Origin of the sequence: Trebonia kvetii (genome assembly GCF_007827045.1) — a bacterium.
GTDB classification, from domain to species: domain Bacteria; phylum Actinomycetota; class Actinomycetes; order Streptosporangiales; family Streptosporangiaceae; genus Trebonia; species Trebonia kvetii.
The window spans coordinates 12,955-33,505 of record NZ_RPFW01000015.1 but is presented as its reverse complement, the minus strand read 5'-3'; the positions used below and the strand labels follow the sequence as shown (position 1 = coordinate 33,505).

The window sequence follows — 20,551 nt, the reverse complement described above, 5'->3', positions numbered from 1 at the left end:
GCCGGCAGCGGCCCGCAATGCCCGCAGTTTGACGAACCCGGTCAGCTGCCCCAAGATGATCCGGCAGCCGCACGGTGGTCCCTAGGTCGTGGCAACACCCTGGTCCCATGCTCCTGGCAAATGACAAACGTGTCTCTGGCATCTCCGCGGGGACTTGGCTACTGATCCTCGGCGAACTCCTGTGCTGGGGCATCTACGGCACCTATGAGCAGGACCCGCGCCTGATGGTGCTCGGCTGGGCTGGGGTGGCGATAAGCCTGTTCATCCTCACCCGCGTCGCGGCGCAAGTCCGCTCACTTCAGCGCGATACGGCTTTAGTCATGATCACCGACGACGATGTTCGCTGACTTCTCGCCGGAGCTGGAGTCTCTTCGATGGCATCTCAGTCGAGCCTCATGACGGCGCCATGGGATCGCGGACGTGGCTTGTCGAGGGGAGGAAACGCCGCTCCCTTCTCTCGCGTGTCGGCTTATCCATGTGGGTTCCTTCCGGTAAAATTCAAACATGAATACGGCGTACAAGTGCCGGGCCTACCCAAACCCCGAACAAGCGAGCGCACTGAACCGCACGTTCGGCTGCATCCGTGTGGCATGGAACCGTACCCTGGCCTGGCGCCAAGCCAGGTACCACGAAGAGCACGCCAGCACGAGCTACGCCCAGGCCAGCGCCTACCTCACCGCGATGAAGGCAACCGAAGAGCTCGGCTGGCTCAACGAGGTGTCCAGCGTCCCGCTGCAGCAGGCGATCCGCCACCAGCAGGCCGCGTTCACCAGCTTCTTCGCCGGGCGCGCCCTGCACCCTCGGTACAAGTCCCGCCACGGGCGCCAGTCGGCTGAGTACACCCGCTCCGGGTTCCGCTACCGCGACGGGCAGCTGTTCCTCGCCAAGACGGGCGCGCCGCTGGCCTTCGCCTGGTCCTGGCCGGACATCGACCCGGCGTCGCTCGACCCGACCACGGTGATGGTCTCCCGCGACCCGTGCGGCCGCTGGTACGTCTCCTTCGCCGTCGACGTGCCCGACCCCGCGCCGCTTCCCCCGGCAGGTGCCGTCGTCGGCGTCGACCTGGGCATCAAGGACTTCGCCGTCACCTCTGACGGAGACAAGATCGCGAACCCGCGCCGCCTGGCCCGGCGGGAGCACAGCCTGGCCCGCTACCAGCGGCGCCTGGCCCGCTGCCAGCAGGGCTCGGCGAACCGGGCCAAGGCCAGGGCCAAGGTCGCCCGCGCGCACCGCAAGGTCCGCGCGTCGCGAGCCGACTTCCTGCACCGCACCTCCGCCCGGCTGGTCCGCGACCACGACCTGATCGTGATCGAGGACCTGGCCGTGAAGAACATGGTCCGCAACCGGTCGCTCGCCAAGGCCATCTCCGACTGCGGCTGGGGTGAGTTCCGGCGGCAGCTTGAGTACAAGGCGGCCAGGGCCGGGCGGCGCCTGGTCGTGACCGGCCGGTTTTATCCGAGCAGCAAGACCTGCTCCGCGTGCGGGCACCTGCTCGCGGAACTGTCCCTGCGCACCCGGGCGTGGCGCTGCCCGTCCTGCGGCACCCGGCACGACCGGGACGTCAACGCCGCGAAGAACATCCTGGCGGCAGGTCTTGCCGTTACTGCCTGCGGAGCTGATGTCAGACACTCCGGGTCCTCCCGGGTGCGGTCGGCTGTGAAACAGGAACCCCGGCCCGTGAGGGCCGGAATCCCCGTCTTTCAGGATGGCGAGTAGTCAACGACTGGGGTTCGGCCCGGCCCTGCACGGGCCGCTGCTGTACGACGTGGCATCCGCCGCCATGTACCTGGGTGGCATCGGCAGCGCGGGCCCTATGATCGACGCCTACCGCGCCGTGGGTCCGCTCACCGAAGCGCAGCTAGCCGAGGGCCTGCCTGTCCTGCTCCGTTTCCGCTGGCCGCTCGAGGCCGAGTACTTCGCCTGGCGCATCACCGAGAACGACCTGACCGGCATCTCCGGACCTGAAGAGAACGAAAAAGGCCTTGAGGACGCCCGCTGCGCCCTGCTCAACGTCGACGGCTGATGCGAAGCTAACCTCAACAGGGGGGAGTGGCATGCGGATATCCGACGCCACCGCCGTGGACGTGCGCGGTCCGATCAGTGCGCAGCGCCTGCGGCTGCTGAGCCTGCTCGGCTCGCTGAGCGACGCGCAATGGGCCGCGCCCACGGCAGCGCCGTCGTGGGCGGTCAAGGACATCGCGCTGCATCTGCTGGATGTGGACCTCAGCTGGCTCGCCCGCAACCGCGATCACGATCAGAGCGGGCTGGTCCCGATGCCCTCCGGGCATGCGGAGTTCGTCGGCGAGCTTGCCCGGCGCAATCAGCGCTGGGTCGATGGCGCAAGGATGCTCAGCCCGCGGTTGATCACCGACCTGCTGCGCTGGTCAGGCGACCAGCTCGATGCCTATCTCGGCACGCTTGACCTGACAGACCCGAGCTCGGTCTACTGGGCAGGCGAGGCTCCGCTGTGGTTCGATCTCGCCCGCGAGTTCACCGAACGGTGGGTGCACTACCGCCAGATTCAGGACGCGACGCGGCCGACGGCATCCGGCCACCCACCCGACGAGTACCTGCCGCTGGTACTCCGTACCTTCGTCTGGGGTTTCCCGCACCAGTACGACGAGCCCGCTCCCGACGGCACCACGATCGGCCTGGACATCCCCGGCATCGGCGCTTGGACTCTGACCAGGACGGGAACCGGATGGTCCCTCGACGAAGGGCATGCCGCTGCCCCAGCCGTCACCCTGCGCATGAGCGGCGAGGAAGCCTGGCGACTGCTAACCGGCGCCAGCTACGACACAAGCCACGTCCATTTGTCGGGCGACCGCGTGCTCGCCCAGCCCCTCCTGCGAATCCGCGGCATCATCGCCTAAAGGAGTGATTCCGATAGTCCCTAGCAGAGATACGAATATTCCTGCCGGGCAGCACAAGGACCACAGCCGGGAACCCCGGCAATGCCGCACCTACGGGTGACTCTGGCCGCCCGCGCCAGCCAGCAGCGGGCGGCACCGCCCTTCCCTGTAAATTCGACTACGGCCACCACTGATCAGGGGCGCGTCCGCTGACTTGACTGCAGCACCGTGACGCAAACGGATGCGACTCCTTCCTTGCAGCGCGACCATCGGCGAGTAGCCAGAAGCCGCTGGGGTTCATTTATCTCGCATATCGCTCGTGCCGCAGAGAGCCCCTGCCAGTCCGCCTCCACGTGCGGGTAGTCATGTGAGCGGACGCGCCCCTAGTCAGTGGTGGCCGTGCGGAAACATCGGGAAGGGTGGCACTGCCTGCGCTGGCTGGCGACTGCCGGACTCCACCCGAAGGTGCGGCATTGGCGGGGTAACCGGCTGTGGTGCTCATTCCGTCGGCAAGAGCGCACGTTGTCCCGCCTGGCGCCGCGTCAAGAATTCCCGTGGGGCCGGTAATAGCCGGCCCAACGGCACATTCATCCGTGCATCTCAGGCCGGCGCGGGGCGCAGTACTCCGAGATCCTCGGGGGTGAGGTCGAGTGGGGCGGCCGAGTCGCGGATGGTGGCTGGCCGGCTGGCGCCGGCCAGCGGCACGATGTTCGGTGACTGCGCCCGCAGCCAGGCGAGCAGGACGCGGTGCACCGACACGCCATGCTGCCTGGCCACGCTCAGCGCGGCGGTCGGCGGCATGCCCGATGGTCCGCCGAACGGGGCGTAGGCCAGGTAGGCCACGTTCCGTTCCGCGCAGGCCAGGGCCATCGGCAGGTCATCAGGCGCGGTCAGCGACAGGTGGTTCTGCACGCTGGCGATCGGCGCGATGGCCAAGGCAGCATCCAGCTGGCCGAGGCTCACGTTGGACAGGCCGATGGCCGCGACTCTTCCCTCACTGCGCAGGTCCTCGAGTGCGCCCACGCTATCGGCGAGCGGCACCAAAGGATCGACATGGTGGAGCTGGTAGAGACCGATCCGCGATACCCCGAGGGTGCGTAGGCTGATCTCGCAGTGCGCGCGCAGGATATCCGGCCGCCCGGAGACTGGAAACTGGTCGCCGTCGCGCCAGTGCCCGCCCTTAGTCGCGACCAGCGGCTGACTACCTTGAACCAACCGTAGGGCGCGGGCCACGATCTGCTCGGCGTACGACTCGACGCCAAGCCGCGTGTAGGCGAGCGCGGTGTCGATCAGCGTCACCCCCGCGTCCAGGGCGGCGTGCACCGTCGCCACCGAGTCGGCGGCGGTCCCGCCGCGGAACGCGAACTGCGCGGTCCCGAGACCGATGCCCTCGACTTGGTGGCCGGCGATCAGCATCAGGCTCCCCAGCCGGCCGGTGCGCCGCCGACCCGCGAGGCGATGATCTTCTCGCCGTATCCTGAGGCCAGGTAGGCCCGCACCGGATCCGGGGCAAGTCCCATCTCCTCGCGCAGCGACGCGAGCAGCGGCCGGACATCGGTGTTGTAGGCGTCCATCAGCACCGCGTTCGACGCGAGCACGTCCCCGGCCAACTGCGCGGAACGCAACGCGTCCGAGTCAACAAGCAGCGCCTTGGCGACGGCTTCCTGCACGTTCATCACCGAGCGGATCTGCGCCGGGATCTTCGGCTCGATGTTGTGGCACTGGTCGAGCATGAACGCCACCCCCGCCGACGGCGCAAGACCGCCCGCCTTCACCATCTCGTGCATGATGCGGAACAGCTGGAATGGGTCCGCCGCCCCCCACCATCAGGTCGTCATCGGCGTAGAACCGGGAGTTAAAATCGAAGCCGCCGAGCCGGCCAGAGCGCAGCAGCATGGCCACGATGAACTCGATGTTCACTCCCGGCGCGTGGTGCCCGGTGTCGACCACGACCTGCGCCGCAGGGCCCAGAGCCGTGCAGTGCAGCAGCGCGGTGCCCCAGTCCGGCACGTCGGTGGTGTAGAACGACGGCTCGAACAGCTTGTACTCAAGAAGCATCCGCTGACCAGGCCCGAGGCGGGCGTACACCGCGGCAAGGGCAGAAGCCAGCCGGTCCTGCCTGGCCCCGATGTCATCCTGCCCGGGGTAGTTGGTACCGTCGCCGAACCACAGCTTCAGGTCCCGCGACCCGGTGGCATCCATGATGTCCACGCACTCCAGCAGATGCGCCAGTGCCTTCGCCCGGATCCGCGCATCCGGGTTGCACACCGAGCCGAGCTTGTAGTCGTCGTCCTGGAACACGTTGGCGTTGACCGCGCCAATGCGGATTCCGCGACTCGCGGTATGCGCCGCCAGTGCCGAGTAGTCCGCCACCTTGTCCCACGGAATGTGCACCGCCATCGACGGCGCCACCCCGGTATAGAGGTGCACCTGCACCGCGTCGGCCGCCTTCTCGATAGGGTCACGCGGCACGCTCGGCTGGCCGAACACCTTGAACCGGGTACCGGTGTTGCCGAACGCCCAGGACGGCAGCTCGATCTGGTGATTCCTCAGGGCGTCCTTGACCGCGCCAGGGTCACGGTCAAGCCCTGCCGGTGATGTCACAGCCGCTCCTCCTGTTTCAGTGATCATTCACCGTCGGGCGGGGAACGGCTAGGCCGAGATGCACTGGTACTAGCACAAAATTGACATTGCCCGGCGACCGCGGCGCCGGTACCGGCGTATCGTCCTCGCCGTGAGCAAGTACATGGTCGACGCGGACATGCCGCTGGAAATGGAACACCGCCCGCTGCACTTCACCGATGGCACGCTGGCCTACGCGGGCCTGCACCTGCATGCACGACTGTCTGGCCGGACGGCATGACATGACGCCAGGCGACGTGGTACTGCTCAGGCCCGGTGTATGGCACGCCTACGAGGGCTGTGACCGGCTCGAGGTGTACGACTGCTGCTTCAGCAGCCAGCTGGGCCGGGCCGCCGCCCCCGTCATCGCGGCAGACGACGTGGCGCAGCGCCGGCCGCACCCGGCGGTCCGGCGGGCGATGCGGCTGCTCGAGTCCGACCTCGCGCGGCAGTGGACGCTGAGCGACCTGGCCGAGGAGCTCCACCTGGCCCCGGCGTACCTGGTGCGGCTGTTCAAGGACGCCACGGGGCTGCCGCCGAAGCCCTACCTGGCCCAGGTCAGGGCCCAACGGGCGGCGGTGCTCCTGCTGCACTCCGACGATCCGGTCACCGCGATCGGCCTGATGGTCGGCTGGCCGGACGCGAACTACTTCGCCCGCCGGTTCAAGCACCACTATGGCCTCGGCGCGACCACCTACCGGAAGCGCTTCGCCGCCAAGGCCGCCCACCCGCTCGAGGCGAGGGTTTGATGCCGGCGTGGTCATTGCTGCCGCCGGCCGCTGACGGCGTCCGGCTTGACCAGCCGTCGTACGAGCGGGACTTCGGAGAGAACCTCTGGGCGGTCGAGGGCGCGGACTGCTGGAAACTGGAACGAATGCAGGAATACTCGGAGGTGGGCTTTCCGAGCTGGGAAGCCTTCATGGCGGGGGAGTGGTCGTTGGCGCTGCGGTTGTACGAGGAGGAACGGCCGGCGATCGCCGCGTTCCACGAGAAGCTCCGCCGCAGGGGATCGCGCTTCTACCGGGTCCGCGTCCTAGCCGAGCCGGTGACTCCGTACCTGCAATGGGAGCTGCACTGCCTGCGCGTGCGGGCCTCGTGCGGTGAGGGCATCCGGGTCGTCCACGCTTCCGCGATCTCCGCGTTCGAACCGTCGGGCCCGCTGCCCGAGCTGGTGTTGCTGCGTGGCCGCGTGCTCTATCAGACGCTGTACGACGATCGCGGCGAACCGAACGGCGCGGTGCGCTGTGCCGATCCCGTCGTGGTCTCCTCGTACGGGGCCTTCACGCGCGGCCTGTACGAGGCCGGCGAGGACGTGGAGTCCTACTTCGCGCGTGCGATAGCGCACCTTCCTCCGCCGCCTCGCCAGGCCGGGTCCTGACGGTGACCCGCGCTTCTCTGGAGCGCCCGCTAGGCTCGGCCTTCATCGCGCTCGCCGCATCGTGCTGGTCACTGGCCGGGATCCTGCAGCGCCAGCTCCACCTGAGCCTCGCCTCCCAGCTGGCGGGCCGCGCGGTCTTCGCGTTCCTTGCCGTCTTCGTCTTCGTCGCGATCGCCGAGCGCGGCCAGGTGACCCGCGCCTTCGGCGCCATCGGCGGGCCGGGGCTCGCGATCGCGGTGCTGATGGCGGTCGCGTCCAGCTCCTTCATCACCGCGCTCAACGACACGTCGGTCGCGAACGTCCTCGTGGTCCAGGCGCTCGTGCCGCTCGCCGCGGCGCTGCTCGGCATGCTCACGGGCGAGCGGGTACGCCAGCGAACCTGGCTGGCGATGGGCATCGCGGTGGGCGGCGTCGCCGTGATGGCCGGGGCGCCGACCCGCCCGAGCCCGTCGGGCCTGTTCTTCTCCTTCGTCACGATGCTGGCGTTCGCCGCCACGATCGTGATCGCCAGGCACCGGGCCGACGTGTCGATGGCGCCGGCCACCTGCCTGTCCCAAGTCCTGGTGTTCGCCATGTTCGCGCCGTTCGCGCGCGTCGGCGAGATGGGCGGCGCCAATCTCGGCTGGCTGGCGCTGCTCGGCATCGTCCAGATGGGCCTTGGCCTGTTCTTCCTCTCCCTCGGCACCAGGCTCATCCCCGCCGCCACCGTTGGGCTCATCTCCCAGCTTGAGATCGTCCTCGGCCCGCTGTGGGTGTGGCTGGCAGGCATCGAGCGCCCGTCGGTCCCGACCATCGCCGGCGGGGTCATCGTCATCGGCGCCGTCGCCCTGACCATCACCGGCGAGCGCGACGTCACCGCCGCCGGGCGGAGCCCGGGCGAGCTGGCCGACCCGATCGGGGCCGACGCCTGCGCGCGGATCCTGCCCGACTAGTCCCGTCCTGGCTGCTATCCGGGGAGGGAAGCGGGAAGGCCGAAGCGGGACACGAGGCCGTTGTCGAGGAACCGGGTGACGCCGCAGACCTGCTTGCCCGCCAGCGTGGGGACGATCATTCCCTGGCTGCCGGCGCTCGGCGAGTCGCCGTCGAAGACGTAGCAGGCAAACGCCTGCTGCCCGTTGGCCCGGACGGGGACGAGCCGGAACCGGAGAGTCCCGCCGCGGAAGACCAGGTAGGTCAGCAGGCCCGCGGCGGCCTCCCGGCCGCGGAACCTGAGCGGCCACGGCGGCATGGTGAGCCAGGCGTCGTCGGTGAGCATGGACACCAGCGTGGTCACGTCGCCGCGCTCGAAGGCGCTGGTGAACCGGTCGATGACCTCCCGTTCGGCGGGCGACCCGGGCAGCGGCGCCTGCGTGAGCGTGTCGCCAGGGAGCAACCCGGAAAGGGAGGCGCGGGCCCGCTTGAGCGAGCCGTTGACCGTGTCCAGGCTGCAGCCCAGGATTTCCGCCGCCTCCGCGGCACGGTAGCCGAGCGCGTCGCGGAGCACCAGGGTGGCCCGTTGCCGCGGGGGGAGATGCTGCAGTGCCGTGATGAAGGCGAGCGAGATCGACTCGCGAGCCTCATACCGTGCCTCGGGGCCTGGCATCGCGTCCGGCAGCCCGGCGAGCAGCTCGTCCGGGTACGGTTCGAGCCATGTCGGTTCGTCGTCGGTCACAGGTTCGGGCAGCGCGGCTGGCAGGGCCGGGACGCCCGCTCCCGGGACGCCCGGGGAACCGCGTCGCTCCGCGAGTGCGCGGGCCTTGCTGCCGCGCAGCGCGTTGAGGCACTGGTTGGTGGCGATCCGGTACAGCCAGGCGCGCAGCGAGGATCGTCCCTCGAACTGGCCGATCCCGCGCCAGGCGGCGATCAGGGTCTCCTGCAGCAGGTCTTCCGCGTCGTGCGCAGAACCAAGCATCCGGTAGCAGTGCGCCTGCAGCTCGCGCCGGAACGGCTCGGTGATCGTACCGAACGCCTCTCCGTCGCCCGCCTGCGCGAGGGAAAGCAGCGTCGCCTCAGCTGACAGCGGCTCGGTCACGGGTTCTCGCACCTCCAGCGCATCGCCGACACCGGCGACATGGCCGACGCAGAGAAAAATATCGCGCCTGATGACCATTTTTCATGCCGGTGCGTGTCTCAGCTCATGGTGACGTCAACGGTGACGCGACATCGGGCGTGCGGGCGCGGGGACGGTGGGTGGGAGTGAGCCGTCCTGGGGGGATCCGCTGCCGACCCGTCGCCGTTGACGTCACAGCAGTGCCGCCGAGAGCGAGCAGACCGGGGGGGACGGGATGATCGACGAAAGGCAGGCGGGCTCGGCCCCGCGGCCGGACGCCGCGCGTATCGATCCCGAGGCGCCCAGCCCGGCACGGGTCGCGGATTTCCTCAATGGCGGCAGGAACAACTTTCAGGCCGACCGCTGGGCGGCGCGGGTCATGGTCGCGACCGCGCCCGCCATCGAGGCGATCGTGCCCGCTGTCCTTGATTTCCACCGGCGCGCCCGTGCATTTCCTCGCGCTGGAGGCGGGCGTCAGGCAGTTCCTCGACGTCGGTACCGGCCTTCCCGGCGTGCAGGCAGGCCGTGACATCGCCCAGTCCGTTGATCCAGCGTGCCGGATCGTGCACGTCGACCACGATCCGATGGTGCTGTCGCATGTCCGGGCATTCTCCAGATCAACGCCCCAGGGAGCGATCGTCGCGCTCGACGCGAAGCTCACTGACCCTGATGCGCTCCTCGCCAGGTCGGCCCCGACGTTGGACTTCCGGCGCCCCGTAGCCGTGCTAGTGCCGTCAACGCTCCCGTTCATCCCGAGCACGGAGCGGGCTGCCGCCATCGTGGCCAGCCTCGTGGCGGCCTTGTCCCCCGGCAGCTATCTTGCGCTCTGCCACGTGGCGAGTGACCTGGATCCAGCGCTCGCGGCCGGCGTCGAGAGCTGGAACAAGATGTCGTCGCAGCAGTTCACCCTCCGTTCGCGCACCGAGGTGGCAGGCCTCATCGCGGGCCTGGACCTGGTTTAGCCCGGCTTGGTGCCGGTGGACGAATGGCGTCAGGCGCCGGGCGGAGACCGTCTCGACCGGACCGCCCCCGTCTACGCGGTGCTGGCGAGGAAACGGGGCTAGCGCGGAATCCGGGTGGGGTGGGGCGATGTTGTCACCGACTAGCCTCTACTCGGTACGTCGCCCGCTCACTGCCTCATCAACACAGGATGGGAAGGTCATGGCAGATTTCAATGACTGGAACCAAGGCGTCATTACGGAGTTCCGCGCCAACGAAGGCCGCGTCGGCGGCCCCTTCGCGGGCGCGCCGATGATCCTGGTGCATCACGTCGGACGGACCAGTGGCAAGGAGTACATCAGCCCGCTGGTGTACCTGCCCGGCGAGGGCGACGACGACTCGATGTACATCTTCGCTTCCAAGGGCGGCGCGCCGGCCAACCCCGACTGGTACCGCAACCTGATCGCGACGGGCGAGGCCACCGTCGAGGTGGCGGCGGGCACCTTCCAGGTCACCATCACCGAGCTCGCCGGCGACGAACGGGACAAGGTCTTCGCCGAGCAGGTCAAGCGCATGCCCGGCTTCGGCGACTACGCGAGGAAGACCGAGGGCATCCGCACGATCCCGGTGCTGCGGCTCACCCGCCGTTAGCCGCGCTCTCCAGAACCAGAGGGAGCTACCGCGCCCCCAGGCGCTCGAGGAGGTTGTCCTCCCAGCTGAAGTCGAATTGCAGCGACTCGTCGAGTTTCTCGCGCCGGAACCAGTCGTAGGTGTGCTCCACGGCGGCCTCGAAGGTGTACGCGGGCCGGAAGCCGACGTCCTCCCACAGCCGCTCGACCGAGAAGAACGTGCTGTCGTTCCAGTGGTGGATGTTGGGCGCGAGCTTCTGGATGAGCCCGCGCACGCCTACGGCCCGCGGGTCGTGCTTCGCCATGACGGCGGCGGCGGAGTCGCCGGCCTTGTTCATGGCCGGCACGCCCTTGCGGACCGACGACTGGTCTCCCTTGCCCGCGTAGATGTCGTCCATGACCGGCGCCGGGACGAAGACCTTGTGCGGGGTGACGCCGATGATGTCTGCAAAGGTGTCGACGTAGGCCTCCTCGCTCCAGTAGTCGCGGCCGGTGAGGTTGTAGCGCTTGCCGAAGGTCTGCGGCTGCATCATCAGCATGCGCATGGCGACGGCGCCGTCATCGACGTGCCCGATCTGGCTCAGCGTGGTGCCGTCGCCGGGGATGAGCACCGGGCGGCCGAGCAGCAGCCGCTGGAACATGCGCTGCTCACGGTCGGCGACCATGTTGTTCGGGCCGAGCACCATCGAGAGCGGCACCACGGTCGCCTGGAAGCCCTCCCTGCGGTACAGGTCGAGCAGGTACGCCTCGACCTTGAGCTTCTGCAGGCCGTACTCGGTCTGCCGCTCCGAGCGGTCGACCGAGTCGGACTCGCGGATCGGCAGGACCCGCGGCCTGGCGTAGATGACAGTCGAGCTGCCGAACAGGTAGTGACCGATCCGCCCACGGAAGAGCTCGACCAATGGCTGCACGTCGGCGAGCGCGTAGCCGGACAGGTCCTGGACGACGTCGAACTCCTCGGTGCCGAGCACCTCACGCAGCTGCTCATGGTTGGTCCGGTCGGCGTAGAGCCGGCCGACCGCACGCGGCAGGCGGGCCTCGCTCTGGCCCCGGTTGAGCACCGTGACCTCGTGGCCCCACTTGACCAGCTCCTGCACGAGCGCCAGCCCGTTGAAGCGGGTGCCACCCATCACCAGCACCTTCACCGATGCACCTCCGCCGCTATTGGTCATATTCAATGCACCTGGTAGAAACAGTAATATGATAGCGGGCACTCCGGAGGCAAGTCAGATGCGGTCCGCTCTTCCAAGGAGACGCAGATGAGACTCGGGGTCATCAACCTCACCCACAGTTCGCGGGCGGCGATCAAGTTCGCCCAGGCAGCCGAGGCGGCCGGCTTCTGGGGGGTGGGCATCGGCGACACCGTGCCCGAGCGCTACCAGGACACGTACGTCACGGCGGCCGCCTGCTTCGCGGCGACCGAGCGCGTGCACATCGGGCCGACGGTGACCAACACCGTCACCCGCCACTGGTCGGTGCTCGGCGCGACCGCGCGGACGTTCGGCGAGCTCCACCCCGGCCGGTTCTTCGCCGGCGTGGCGACCGGCGACGGGGCCTGCCACTCGGTCGGCCTGACCCCGAGCACCTGGGCCAAGCTCGAGGAGGACGTGGCCAAGGTCCGGAGCTGGGCGCCCGACGACATGGAAGTCCACATCGCGGCGTCGGGACCGCGCGGGGTCGAGGCGGCGGGCCGGGTGGCCACCGACCTGATCCTGGGGACCGGGCTTGACGTGACGGCCCTGCGGACGCTGTCCGCCCGCGCGCGGGCGGCCCGCACGGCGGCCGGCATCACCACCCCCCTGCGCATCTGGGGGTTCGTCACCACGTACGTCGCGCCGGACAAGGCCACCGCCGACGCCGCCCGGATCAGCCAGCGCGGCCGCTCGGTGGGCACCGCCCGCTTCTCGTTCAGCTCGACCTTCGAGGACAAGGGCGTGCCCGAGGCCTGGCAGCCGATCCTGCGGAAGCGGCTGGCGCGCTACGACTTCTCCAACCACGGGAAGGGCGAGGGGAACACCAACGGCTTCCTGTTCGACGACTACCCGGACATCCAGGAGTACCTCATCAACCGGTTCCAGCTGCTTGGCACGGCGGACGAGTGCGAGGCGCGGCTGCGCCAGGTGGCCACCGATGCGGGCCTGGACGGCTGCTGGTTCACCCAATCGCCGCTGACCCCGGACGAGGACCCGATCCAGCGGGTGCGCACGACCGGCGAGGCGCTGCAGTCGCTGTCCGACTTCGAGCCGGCCCAGGCTTAAAGGGCCATGAGGAACGGGGGAGTTATGAACGCGCAGGGCTCCGGCCGGCCGCTCGAGGGCGTGCGGGTGCTGGATTTCGGCCAGTACGTCGCCGGCCCCATGGCAGCCACTCTGCTGGCCGACGCGGGCGCGGAGGTGACCAGGGTCGATCCGCCTGGCGGCCCGCGGTTCACCGATCCGGGCAACGCCTTCCTGCTGCGCGGCCGGGCCGCGACGCATGTGCTCGATCTCAAGTCGCCGGAGGGTCAGGCCCGAGCGCTCAAGCTCGTGGCCGGGTCGGACGTGCTGATCGAGAACTTCCGGCCGGGGGTTATGGCCCGGCTGGGCCTGGACGCCGCCACCTGCCAGGGTCTCACCCCAGGGCTGGTCTACTGCTCGCTGCCCGGGTTCTCCGAGCTTGACGAGCGCGCCGGGCTGGCCGGCTGGGAGGGCGTCGTGCTGGCCGCGGGCGGGGCCTACTCGCGGCAGGCGAGCTCGCCGGTCTTCGGCGGCGTGACCGGGGAGATGCCGGACTTCCCGTCGCTCCCGCTGGCGTCCTGCTTCGCGGCCGCGATGACCGCGCTGTCCGCCTGCGCCGCGCTGATCGCCCGTGAGCGCGACGGCGGCCTTGGTCAGCGCATCGAGGTTCCGCTGTCCGACGCGCTGCTTGAGGGCAGCGGGATCCTCACCACCCAGGTGGAGAAGCAGGCTCCCATGCGGGGCGGTGTCTTCGCGCCGGGGCTCTACCGGTCGCGCGACGACCAGGTCATGTGCTTCACCAGCGGCGCCTTCCGCCACCTGGCGGGCCTCGCCCGGGTCAGCGGCAACGAGGCCTGGCTCGTAGACGGCTCCCTCGACTGGGCTGCCCTGCGCACCGACCCGGAGGCCCCCGCCGCGTGGCGGGCGAAGCTGGTCAGCCTGTTCGCCACCCGCGACGCCGACGAATGGGAGAAGCTGCTGCGGCCGGCCGGCATCCCGATCGCCAAGCTGCGGACCACCCGCGAATGGCTGCGCGAGCCCGCCGCCGAGGCGGCGGGCTGCGTGATCGAGCAGGACGATGACGCCGGCCGCCCGGTGCGGACCTTGCGGCAGGCGGTTGACTTCGAGCCGGCCGCCCCGGTCTTCGCGTCCCCCGGCTTCGCCGGCCTTCCCGGGACGCCGCCGCTGCGCGGGATGAAGGTGCTCGACCTGTGCCGCGTGGTGGCCGCCCCCACGGTCACCCGCCTGCTGACCGACCTCGGCGCCGAGGTCATCAAGGTCGACATCGACCCGGCCGACGCCCGCTCGGCCTACGACGAGCCGCTGTTCCACGTCTACCTGAACCGCGGGAAGAAGGGGCTGATCCTCAACCTCAAGACGCTGGCCGGCCGTAAGCGGTTCGACGCTCTAGTGGCCGACGCCGACATGCTCGTCACCAACGTCTCGGCGGGCCGACTGCCAGGGACGGGGCTGTCGGACGACGCGCTGCGCCGCCTCAACCCGGCCCTCGTCTTCACCTACCTGAACCTCTACGGCGTCACCGGCCCGTGGGCCGACTTCAAGGGCTACGCCGAGATCGCCAACTGCGCCATCGGCGTCTCGTCGCTGACGGCGGGCTGGGCGACCGCCCCGTCGGGCGCGCCCCCGGTCAACGACCCGCCCTGGCCCTACACCGACTCCATGGCCGGCGTGCTCAGCGCCTTCGGGGCTGTCGCGGCCCTCTTCGACCGCGGACGGCGCGGTCGCACCTACCGGGTGAACACGAGCTTGGCCCAGACGGCCCTGCTTGAGCAGATGCCCTTCGCCGTCGACGGGGCGGACGTGGACCCGCTCCGCGGGCGAGACGTCTCCTCGCCGGCCTACCGGATCTACCAGACCGCCGACCGCCCCGTGTTCGCCGCCATCGCCGCAGCCGACCTGCCCGAGGCGCTTCGCCGCCTGGGCGCCACCGCAGCCGACGATCTCCCGGCCAGGATCGGCACCCTCACGGCCGAAGCCTGCATGCGCGCGCTCTGCTTCGGCCGGTCCGCTGCCAGCCTGGTCGAAACCCCGGCGGCAACCATGGCGCCCGACAGCTTCTGGGCGCGTCGCGGCCTGCGGCTTGAGCGGCCCTCCGAGGACTTCGGCACCGTCATCACCCAGGCCCCCGTCGCGCGTTTCGACCGCACCCCCGCGGTGGCCGGCGACACCCCTCGCAGCTTCGGCCACGGCCAGCCCGACGGTTGGACAACTTAGTCACCCCGCCGAGCGGGGGATGAGGCGCAAGGTCAGATTCCTCCCACTCGGACCAGTGACTTGATGGCCCGCCGCTCGTCCATGGCCCGGTAGGCGTCGGCGATGTGATCCAGGTCGGTCTCGTAGTCGAAGACCAGGCCGGGGTTGATCGTGCCGTCCAGCACGTCGTCAAGCAGCCCGGGGATGTAGACCCGGGCCGGGGCAGGGCCGCCGCGCCAGCCGATGTTGCGGAAGAACGTCCCGGTGAACGGCACCTCGCCGTGCGGCACTCCGACGATGCCGATCACCGAGCCGGGCCGGGCGATCGCCGCGGCGGTGGCGATGGACTGCCCGGTGCCCACGCATTCGAGCGCGGCGTCGGCGCCGGTGCCGCCGGTAAGCTCAAGCACCGCCTGGACGGCTTCGTCGCCACGGGCCTCGATGATGTCGGTAGCGCCGAACTCGCTAGCCACCTTCTGCCGGGCCGGGTTGCGGCTGAGCGCGATGACGCGCTCGGCGCCGAGCCGCCTGGCGGCCAGCACTGCGCACAGCCCGACGGCGCCGTCCCCGACAACCGCGACCGTGTCGCCTTCCTTGACCCCGGCCATGACCGCGGCGTGCTGCCCCGTCGACATCACGTCCGACAGGGCCAGCAACGACCGGAGTACCTCATCGGAGTGCCCTGAGCCCGGCACGCGCACCAGCGTGCCGCCCGCCTGCGGGACGCGCACCGCCTGACCCTGGCCGCCGTCGATCGTGCCGTTGCCGAAGCTGCCGCCTGCCGGGCAAGAGATCGTCGACCCGTTGCGGCAGTGCGGGCAGGTCATGTCGCTATAGATGAACGGGGCGACCACCAGGTCCCCCAGCCGGACACTGCGCACGTTGGCGCCGGCCTGCTCGACGATGCCGATGAACTCGTGCCCGATGGAGCCGGCCGCATGCGGTGACTCACCGCGGAAGTACCACAGGTCCGACCCGCACACGCAGCCAAGTACCACCCGCACCACGGCATCGGTTGGCTCCTGGATGACTGGTTCGGGCCGCTCGCCGACTTCCACTGCTCCGGGACCTTTGAATATCGCCGCTTTCATGACGGGAAGCCTCCTCGACCTCGAATATCTGCTACTGGCGGGTTACTGAGTCAGCGGTCGATTAGCCGCTGCAGGGCCTCCGGGTACCGGTCGCCTTCGACGGTGATCTGGTCGGCGGCGGCGCCGATCGCGGCGAGGTCGCCGGGGGTCAGTTCAACATCTACGGCGCCGAGGTTTTCCTCCAGGCGCTCCAGCCGCCTGGTGCCGGGAATGGGGACGATCCACGGCTTCTGCGCGAGCAGCCAGGCCAGCGCGACCTGTGCGGGTGTGACGCCCTTGGCCTCGGCGGTGCTGCTGAGCAGGTCGACGACCACCTGGTTGGCCGCTCGTGCCTCGGCGGTGAACCGGGGAAGGGAGGCGCGGATGTCGCCCGCGCCGAACTCGGTGGCCTGATCGATGCGCCCGGTGAGGAAGCCCCGGCCAAGGGGGCTGAACGGGACCAGCCCGATGCCGAGTTCCTCGAGGACGGCGATGATCTCCCCCTCGAGGTCGCGCCAGAACAGCGAGTACTCGCTCTGTAGCGCGGTGACCGGGTGAACCGCGTGGGCGCGGCGGATGGTGCGCACGCCCGCCTCGGACAGGCCGAAGTGCCTTACCTTCCCGGCTGCCACCAGGTCCCCGACTGTCCCGGCGACGTCCTCGATCGGCACCTGCGGGTCCACGCGGTGCTGGTACAGCAGGTCGATCCGGTCGGTCCGTAGCCGCCGCAGCGACCCTTCTACCGCTTGCCGGATGTGCGCGGGCTCGCTGGACACCCCGGTCTGGCGGCCGTCACCGTCGAATGCGAAGCCGAACTTGGTGGCGATGACCACTTGGTCGCGTACGGGAGCCAGGGCCTCGCCCACGAGCTCCTCGTTGACATAAGGCCCGTAGACCTCGGCGGTGTCGAAGAAGGTGACGCCCAAGTCGACCGCGGACCGCAGCAGGTTCATCATCTGGCCGCGGTCTCCCGGATTCGGGCCGAAGCTCTGGCTCATGCCCATGCAGCCGAAGCCGATGGCGGAAACCTCCAGGCCACCGGAGCCCAGGGTGCGCTTTTTCATGTCTTGTCTCCTTCGTTCGGTATGGATGTGTTGGTGGTGCTGGAGGGCGGCCTCCGCTCGACGCTATGCAACCCGGCAGGCATGAGGGAGGGTCTGCCGTTACCGGTCACGCCAATACCCGTGGTAGCAAATACCTACGAGAGATGGCCGCCGCGAGGCATCGCCGCAGCGCCCGCCCGGCTATGCCCAGGCGTCGATGAGCTGCTCGGCGGCGGCGATGTCGGCGTCAAGCGGATGGTCGTCCTGGCCGCCGGGCAGCCGGTCGAGGCACTGGCCGTACGCCGCGCGCAGCTCCGGGCCCGACGGCTCGGTGCCGCGTTGGCGCAGCGCACGGACGGCGGCCACCAGCTCGCAGGCGAGCAGGGTGCGCAGCCGGGGCACCATGCGAGCCGCCGCCCGGGCCGCCTGCGGCGAGAAGGCGGCGTGCTCCTCGGTCCCGCGCGACAGCACCGCGGTGCCCAGCGAGGCCGGGGCGGCGAGCTGGCGAAGCTCGGCAAGCGCGGCGCTGGCCGTGTACTCAAGGACCATGATCCCCGAGCTGCCCTCGGGGCCTGCGGCGAGGAACGGCCGCAGGCCGGTACGCTCCGGGTCGGTGAGCGCGGCTAGCCTGGCGGGGGAGAGCGCCGCATTGGCACACAGCGCCAGCCGGGCGCAGTCCAGCGCGAGCGCGAGGTAGGCGCCGTGGAAGTTGCCGTTGTGCAGCACCTGGCCGCCCCGCACGTCGATCAGCGGGTTCTCCGCGGCGGCGTTCAGCTCGGTGTGCAGCACCCGCTCGACCTGGCCGAGCGCGTCGGCCGCCGGACCGTGTACCTGGGGCAGCGCGCGCAGCCCGTACGGGTCCTGCACCCGGGCGCCGGGACGGGTGGCGTCCGGGCCGAGCAGCTCGCGCAGCCGGCGCGCGGTGCGCCGTTGGCCCGGGTGCGGCCGCGCCGCCTGCACCGCTTTCGCGTACGGCTGCGCCGAGCCGGACAGGGCGAGATGGCTAAGCGCCGCGATGCGCAGCTCCGCGTCGAGCAGCGCGGCCAGGTCGTGGTGCGCCAGCGTGGCCTGCGCCAGTGTCACCGCGTTGGACGACAAGAACGCGAGCGCGTCGGCGTCGGCCACGGCGGGCGCGAGCAGCGCGCGCCGCACCGGGCCCTTCGCGCCGCGCCACGGCCGCTCGCCGATGAGCGCGAGCGCGGTCGCCGCCAGCCCGGTCAGGTCGCCGGTGCCGATCGCGCCGAGAACGGGAAACTCCGGGGTCAGGCCGGCGTTGAGCGCCGTCGCCACCGCCTCGATCCAGGCCGGGTCGGCGCCGGAGCCGCCCGCCGCCAGCTGGTTGAGCCTGATCGCCAGCGCGCCGCGCGCCACATCGACGGCAACCGGCTCACCCGCTCCGCCGGCATGGCTGCGCAGCAGCCGCAGGCCGTGCCCGTTCCCCGGCTGCACGGCCACCCCGTGGTTGGCGCCGACCCCGGTGGTCCGGCCGTAGAAGGCGTGCGTGCCCACCGCGTCGAGCGCGGCCCGGTGCACCACCGCGGCCCGCGCCACCGCGTCAGGCGCTGCCGTGACCGGCACGCCACGGCGGGCTACGGCGGCCAGCGTGTCGCACCGCAGCGTGGCGCCGTCAAGCACCACCGGGCTCTTCGTGTGCACCCGCATCCGCTCCCTCGTGCCCGTTTCCAATACCGGAAATGCCGCTGATCCTATGGCCAAAGCGACGGGCGGACGAGATCTATTGTCTAGAAGTCCTATCAGATTACTTGGGAATTACTCGGCGCCCCGCGGCCCGAGCCAGCGGTCGCCGTACCGCGGTGCCGTCTGGAGCCGGTACCCTAGACGGGATTCCGCGTCCTGGTTCAGCCGGGACGCATCGGGGGCGGTTAGCTCAGCGGAAGAGCAGCCGGCTTACAACCGGCAGGTCACTGGTTCGAGCCCAGTACCGCCCACCGAGAAGGTCCCTGCAGTCAGCCCTCTCACCTGCGATAACGCAGGAAGAGGTAAAGTCTCGTGGCGCAGGCTCCGACCGCGGTCGCCAAGATCCCCACAAAATCCCCACAAGTGCCCCGGGGCGGAGCGCTCCGCCCTGTCTCCGGCCAGGTTCTCGCTGGCAGGGCCAGCCGTGCGGCCACCCGCGGCGACGGCGAGGTTATCGAGCTCGATCACGGCATCACCGTGTACCCCGCCCGCAACGAGCACGGCCGCTGGCGAGCGGTCTGGCAGGAGGCCGGGAAGCGCGACCAGTGCGAGGCGGCCACCGAGGAGAAACTGGCCGCCAAGCTGGAAAAGGTCACGGCCCGGCTGGCGGCTGACGCGCCGAACATGCGGCGGCCAGGCGCCGACCTGATCACGCATTACCTGCACCCGGACCGCCTGCCGGTCAGCGCCCGGTGGTCACGCAAGCACGCGCACACCCAACAGCGGCTGTGCGAGCGGTTCGCCGCCCCGGTCATTGCCTCGGTCGCCTGCCAGGACATCAAGACCGAGCACACGCAGGCGATCGTCAACGCCGCACCGACCGCGGGGGAGGGCGACCGGGTGCGGGGCATGATCTCCGCTCTGGTCACTGTCGGCCTCGACGGCGGTTACCTGGCCAACCCGCGGCTGGCGAAGGTGCACTGGCAGGCCGGAGACCGTGCGCTGCCCGCACCTGACGTCAGCGTGGCGGGTGAGTCCGTGCTGTGGATCGAACCTGGCGAGATCCCGTCCGACGACGACGTCGTCAAACTCGGCCAGGCACTCGCCGCCGGACGGCACGGGGACCGCGACGAGCTGATGGCTAACGCTGCCGCCTATAGCGGCCTGCGCTGGGGCGAGCTGACCGCCCTCACGATTTCCCAGGTCGACGCTTCGGCCCGCACCATCACGGTGGACCGCAAGGTCGTCGAGGTCGCCGGGCATCTTTACGTTGAGGCGCCGAAGAACCGCAAGCGCCGCAGGACGATTTATCCCCGGTGCACGCCGGGCGGGTATCCGCTCGCGGACAAGCTCGCTGCCAGGGTCGTGGCCGCCCGCTCCGAGCAGGCGGCGGGAACCAACCCGCTCGGTCTTCTTTACCCGTCTCCGACAGGCAAGTACTGGCGGTCGTCCAACTTCCAGCGCAACGTTCTCAAGCGGGCCTACCTTGCCGTTGGGTGGCGGGGCGCGGACGTCGAGTGCGCCTGGACCTGGCACAGCCTGCGGCATGTGTTCTGCACCACGGCTCTGTTCGCGTGGAAGCTTGACGCCACCGACGTGGCACGCATGGCGGGCCACTCCAACTACCGGATCACGCTCGACATGTACGTCGGCTCCACTGCCGGCGTCCTCGACCGCGCCCGCACAGCCACCGAATAACCATCCCGGCCGCTATGGGGCCGGGATACGGCAGCCGTGAGCTGCCCGGCTCCTCCTCGTCTTCCTGGAGGAACAGCATGTCGCTCACTGACCTTCGCCAGACAGAACCGCATTCGCCGCGCCTGAAGTCCGACGCGGGGGAACGCGCGGGGGCCCGCCCTTCGCCCGGGGGAGAGAGCGTGGCGCCGACCGCGGTCGCTTTCGGCTGCGCGAGGCCGTGGCG

General features: G+C 70.0%; 20 protein-coding genes, 1 tRNA gene and 1 pseudogene. 15 read left to right on the top strand and 7 right to left on the bottom strand.

Annotation, left to right across the window (positions count from 1 at the left end):
- Positions 1 to 107 precede the first annotated feature (107 nt).
- The 4 genes from EAS64_RS42440 (at position 108) to EAS64_RS42425 (ending at position 2,873) form a co-directional block, all read left to right on the top strand.
- Positions 108 to 347: a hypothetical protein gene (locus EAS64_RS42440; RefSeq protein WP_145862385.1), complete on the top strand. Its 240-nt coding sequence runs from the start codon at positions 108 to 110 to the stop codon at positions 345 to 347.
- A 157-nt stretch (positions 348 to 504) separates the two neighbouring features.
- On the top strand, positions 505 to 1,716 hold the full coding sequence (locus EAS64_RS42435) for an RNA-guided endonuclease InsQ/TnpB family protein (protein WP_145862384.1): 1,212 nt from the start codon (positions 505 to 507) through the stop codon (positions 1,714 to 1,716).
- Positions 1,706 to 2,023, top strand: coding sequence for an aminoglycoside phosphotransferase/kinase family protein (locus tag EAS64_RS42430; protein WP_145862383.1), 318 nt, complete (start codon positions 1,706 to 1,708; stop codon positions 2,021 to 2,023). The genes EAS64_RS42435 and EAS64_RS42430 overlap by 11 nt, the downstream gene beginning before the upstream one ends.
- A 31-nt stretch (positions 2,024 to 2,054) precedes the next feature.
- Positions 2,055 to 2,873, top strand: coding sequence for a maleylpyruvate isomerase N-terminal domain-containing protein (locus EAS64_RS42425; RefSeq protein WP_145862382.1), 819 nt, complete (start codon positions 2,055 to 2,057; stop codon positions 2,871 to 2,873).
- A 579-nt stretch (positions 2,874 to 3,452) separates the two neighbouring features.
- Here EAS64_RS42425 and EAS64_RS42420 read toward each other — a convergent pair.
- Complete coding sequence (locus tag EAS64_RS42420) at positions 3,453 to 4,268, bottom strand: aldo/keto reductase (protein ID WP_145862381.1); 816 nt, start codon at positions 4,266 to 4,268, stop codon at positions 3,453 to 3,455.
- Positions 4,268 to 5,483: pseudogene (rhaI, locus tag EAS64_RS42415) on the bottom strand (L-rhamnose isomerase). The gene EAS64_RS42420 and the pseudogene rhaI overlap by 1 nt, the downstream one beginning before the upstream one ends.
- Before the next feature lie 103 nt (positions 5,484 to 5,586).
- On the opposite strand from rhaI, the gene EAS64_RS47040 reads away from it, so the two are divergent.
- From EAS64_RS47040 to EAS64_RS42400, 4 genes are read left to right on the top strand one after another with little or no spacing between them, the layout of a single operon-like run.
- Positions 5,587 to 5,715 (top strand): hypothetical protein, encoded by a 129-nt coding sequence (locus EAS64_RS47040; protein ID WP_281283400.1) that lies wholly within the window; start codon positions 5,587 to 5,589, stop codon positions 5,713 to 5,715.
- Between the two features lies 1 nt (position 5,716).
- On the top strand, positions 5,717 to 6,223 hold the full coding sequence (locus EAS64_RS42410) for a helix-turn-helix transcriptional regulator (RefSeq protein ID WP_222850034.1): 507 nt from the start codon (positions 5,717 to 5,719) through the stop codon (positions 6,221 to 6,223).
- On the top strand, positions 6,223 to 6,852 hold the full coding sequence (locus tag EAS64_RS42405; protein ID WP_145862380.1) for a DUF6879 family protein: 630 nt from the start codon (positions 6,223 to 6,225) through the stop codon (positions 6,850 to 6,852). Before EAS64_RS42410 ends, EAS64_RS42405 begins: the two co-directional genes overlap by 1 nt.
- Before the next feature lie 2 nt (positions 6,853 to 6,854).
- Entirely contained in the window at positions 6,855 to 7,784 is a 930-nt protein-coding gene (locus EAS64_RS42400) for a DMT family transporter (protein WP_145862379.1), read from the top strand.
- A 14-nt stretch (positions 7,785 to 7,798) separates the two neighbouring features.
- On the opposite strand, the gene EAS64_RS42395 is transcribed toward EAS64_RS42400, so the two are convergent.
- Entirely contained in the window at positions 7,799 to 8,863 is a 1,065-nt protein-coding gene (locus EAS64_RS42395) for a sigma-70 family RNA polymerase sigma factor (RefSeq protein ID WP_246116156.1), read from the bottom strand.
- A 253-nt stretch (positions 8,864 to 9,116) separates the two neighbouring features.
- Between EAS64_RS42395 and EAS64_RS47820 the strand changes: the two genes are divergently transcribed.
- The 3 genes from EAS64_RS47820 to EAS64_RS42385 all read left to right on the top strand — a co-directional run bounded on the left by EAS64_RS47820 (position 9,117) and on the right by EAS64_RS42385 (position 10,471).
- Positions 9,117 to 9,410 (top strand): SAM-dependent methyltransferase, encoded by a 294-nt coding sequence (locus EAS64_RS47820; protein WP_369333579.1) that lies wholly within the window; start codon positions 9,117 to 9,119, stop codon positions 9,408 to 9,410.
- Complete coding sequence (locus tag EAS64_RS42390) at positions 9,307 to 9,843, top strand: SAM-dependent methyltransferase (RefSeq protein ID WP_222850033.1); 537 nt, start codon at positions 9,307 to 9,309, stop codon at positions 9,841 to 9,843. Before EAS64_RS47820 ends, EAS64_RS42390 begins: the two co-directional genes overlap by 104 nt.
- A gap of 199 nt (positions 9,844 to 10,042) precedes the next feature.
- Entirely contained in the window at positions 10,043 to 10,471 is a 429-nt protein-coding gene (locus EAS64_RS42385) for a nitroreductase family deazaflavin-dependent oxidoreductase (protein WP_145862376.1), read from the top strand.
- A 25-nt stretch (positions 10,472 to 10,496) separates the two neighbouring features.
- On the opposite strand, the gene EAS64_RS42380 is transcribed toward EAS64_RS42385, so the two are convergent.
- Entirely contained in the window at positions 10,497 to 11,594 is a 1,098-nt protein-coding gene (locus EAS64_RS42380; protein ID WP_187366568.1) for an NAD-dependent epimerase/dehydratase family protein, read from the bottom strand.
- Positions 11,595 to 11,708: 114 nt separating this feature from the next.
- Here EAS64_RS42380 and EAS64_RS42375 point away from each other — a divergent pair, with 114 nt between their 5' ends.
- Both EAS64_RS42375 and EAS64_RS42370 read left to right on the top strand, forming a co-directional pair.
- Positions 11,709 to 12,707 carry an LLM class flavin-dependent oxidoreductase gene (locus tag EAS64_RS42375; RefSeq protein ID WP_145862374.1) on the top strand — a complete coding sequence of 333 codons (999 nt, stop codon included), beginning with the start codon at positions 11,709 to 11,711 and terminating at the stop codon, positions 12,705 to 12,707.
- Positions 12,708 to 12,731: 24 nt separating this feature from the next.
- Positions 12,732 to 14,900: a CaiB/BaiF CoA-transferase family protein gene (locus tag EAS64_RS42370; protein WP_187366567.1), complete on the top strand. Its 2,169-nt coding sequence runs from the start codon at positions 12,732 to 12,734 to the stop codon at positions 14,898 to 14,900.
- Positions 14,901 to 14,932: 32 nt separating this feature from the next.
- On the opposite strand, the gene EAS64_RS42365 is transcribed toward EAS64_RS42370, so the two are convergent.
- The 3 genes from EAS64_RS42365 to EAS64_RS42355 form a co-directional block, all read right to left on the bottom strand.
- Positions 14,933 to 15,970 carry a zinc-dependent alcohol dehydrogenase family protein gene (locus tag EAS64_RS42365; protein ID WP_145862372.1) on the bottom strand — a complete coding sequence of 346 codons (1,038 nt, stop codon included), beginning with the start codon at positions 15,968 to 15,970 and terminating at the stop codon, positions 14,933 to 14,935.
- Between the two features lie 50 nt (positions 15,971 to 16,020).
- Positions 16,021 to 17,013: an aldo/keto reductase gene (locus tag EAS64_RS42360; RefSeq protein ID WP_145862371.1), complete on the bottom strand. Its 993-nt coding sequence runs from the start codon at positions 17,011 to 17,013 to the stop codon at positions 16,021 to 16,023.
- Between the two features lie 180 nt (positions 17,014 to 17,193).
- On the bottom strand, positions 17,194 to 18,654 hold the full coding sequence (locus EAS64_RS42355; RefSeq protein ID WP_145862370.1) for an aromatic amino acid ammonia-lyase: 1,461 nt from the start codon (positions 18,652 to 18,654) through the stop codon (positions 17,194 to 17,196).
- Between the two features lie 215 nt (positions 18,655 to 18,869).
- Between EAS64_RS42355 and EAS64_RS42350 the strand changes: the two genes are divergently transcribed.
- Together EAS64_RS42350 and EAS64_RS42345 are read left to right on the top strand one after the other, a co-directional pair.
- A tRNA-Val gene (locus EAS64_RS42350) sits at positions 18,870 to 18,941 on the top strand.
- A 112-nt stretch (positions 18,942 to 19,053) separates the two neighbouring features.
- Positions 19,054 to 20,328 (top strand): tyrosine-type recombinase/integrase, encoded by a 1,275-nt coding sequence (locus tag EAS64_RS42345; protein WP_145862369.1) that lies wholly within the window; start codon positions 19,054 to 19,056, stop codon positions 20,326 to 20,328.
- Positions 20,329 to 20,551: the final 223 nt, after the last annotated feature.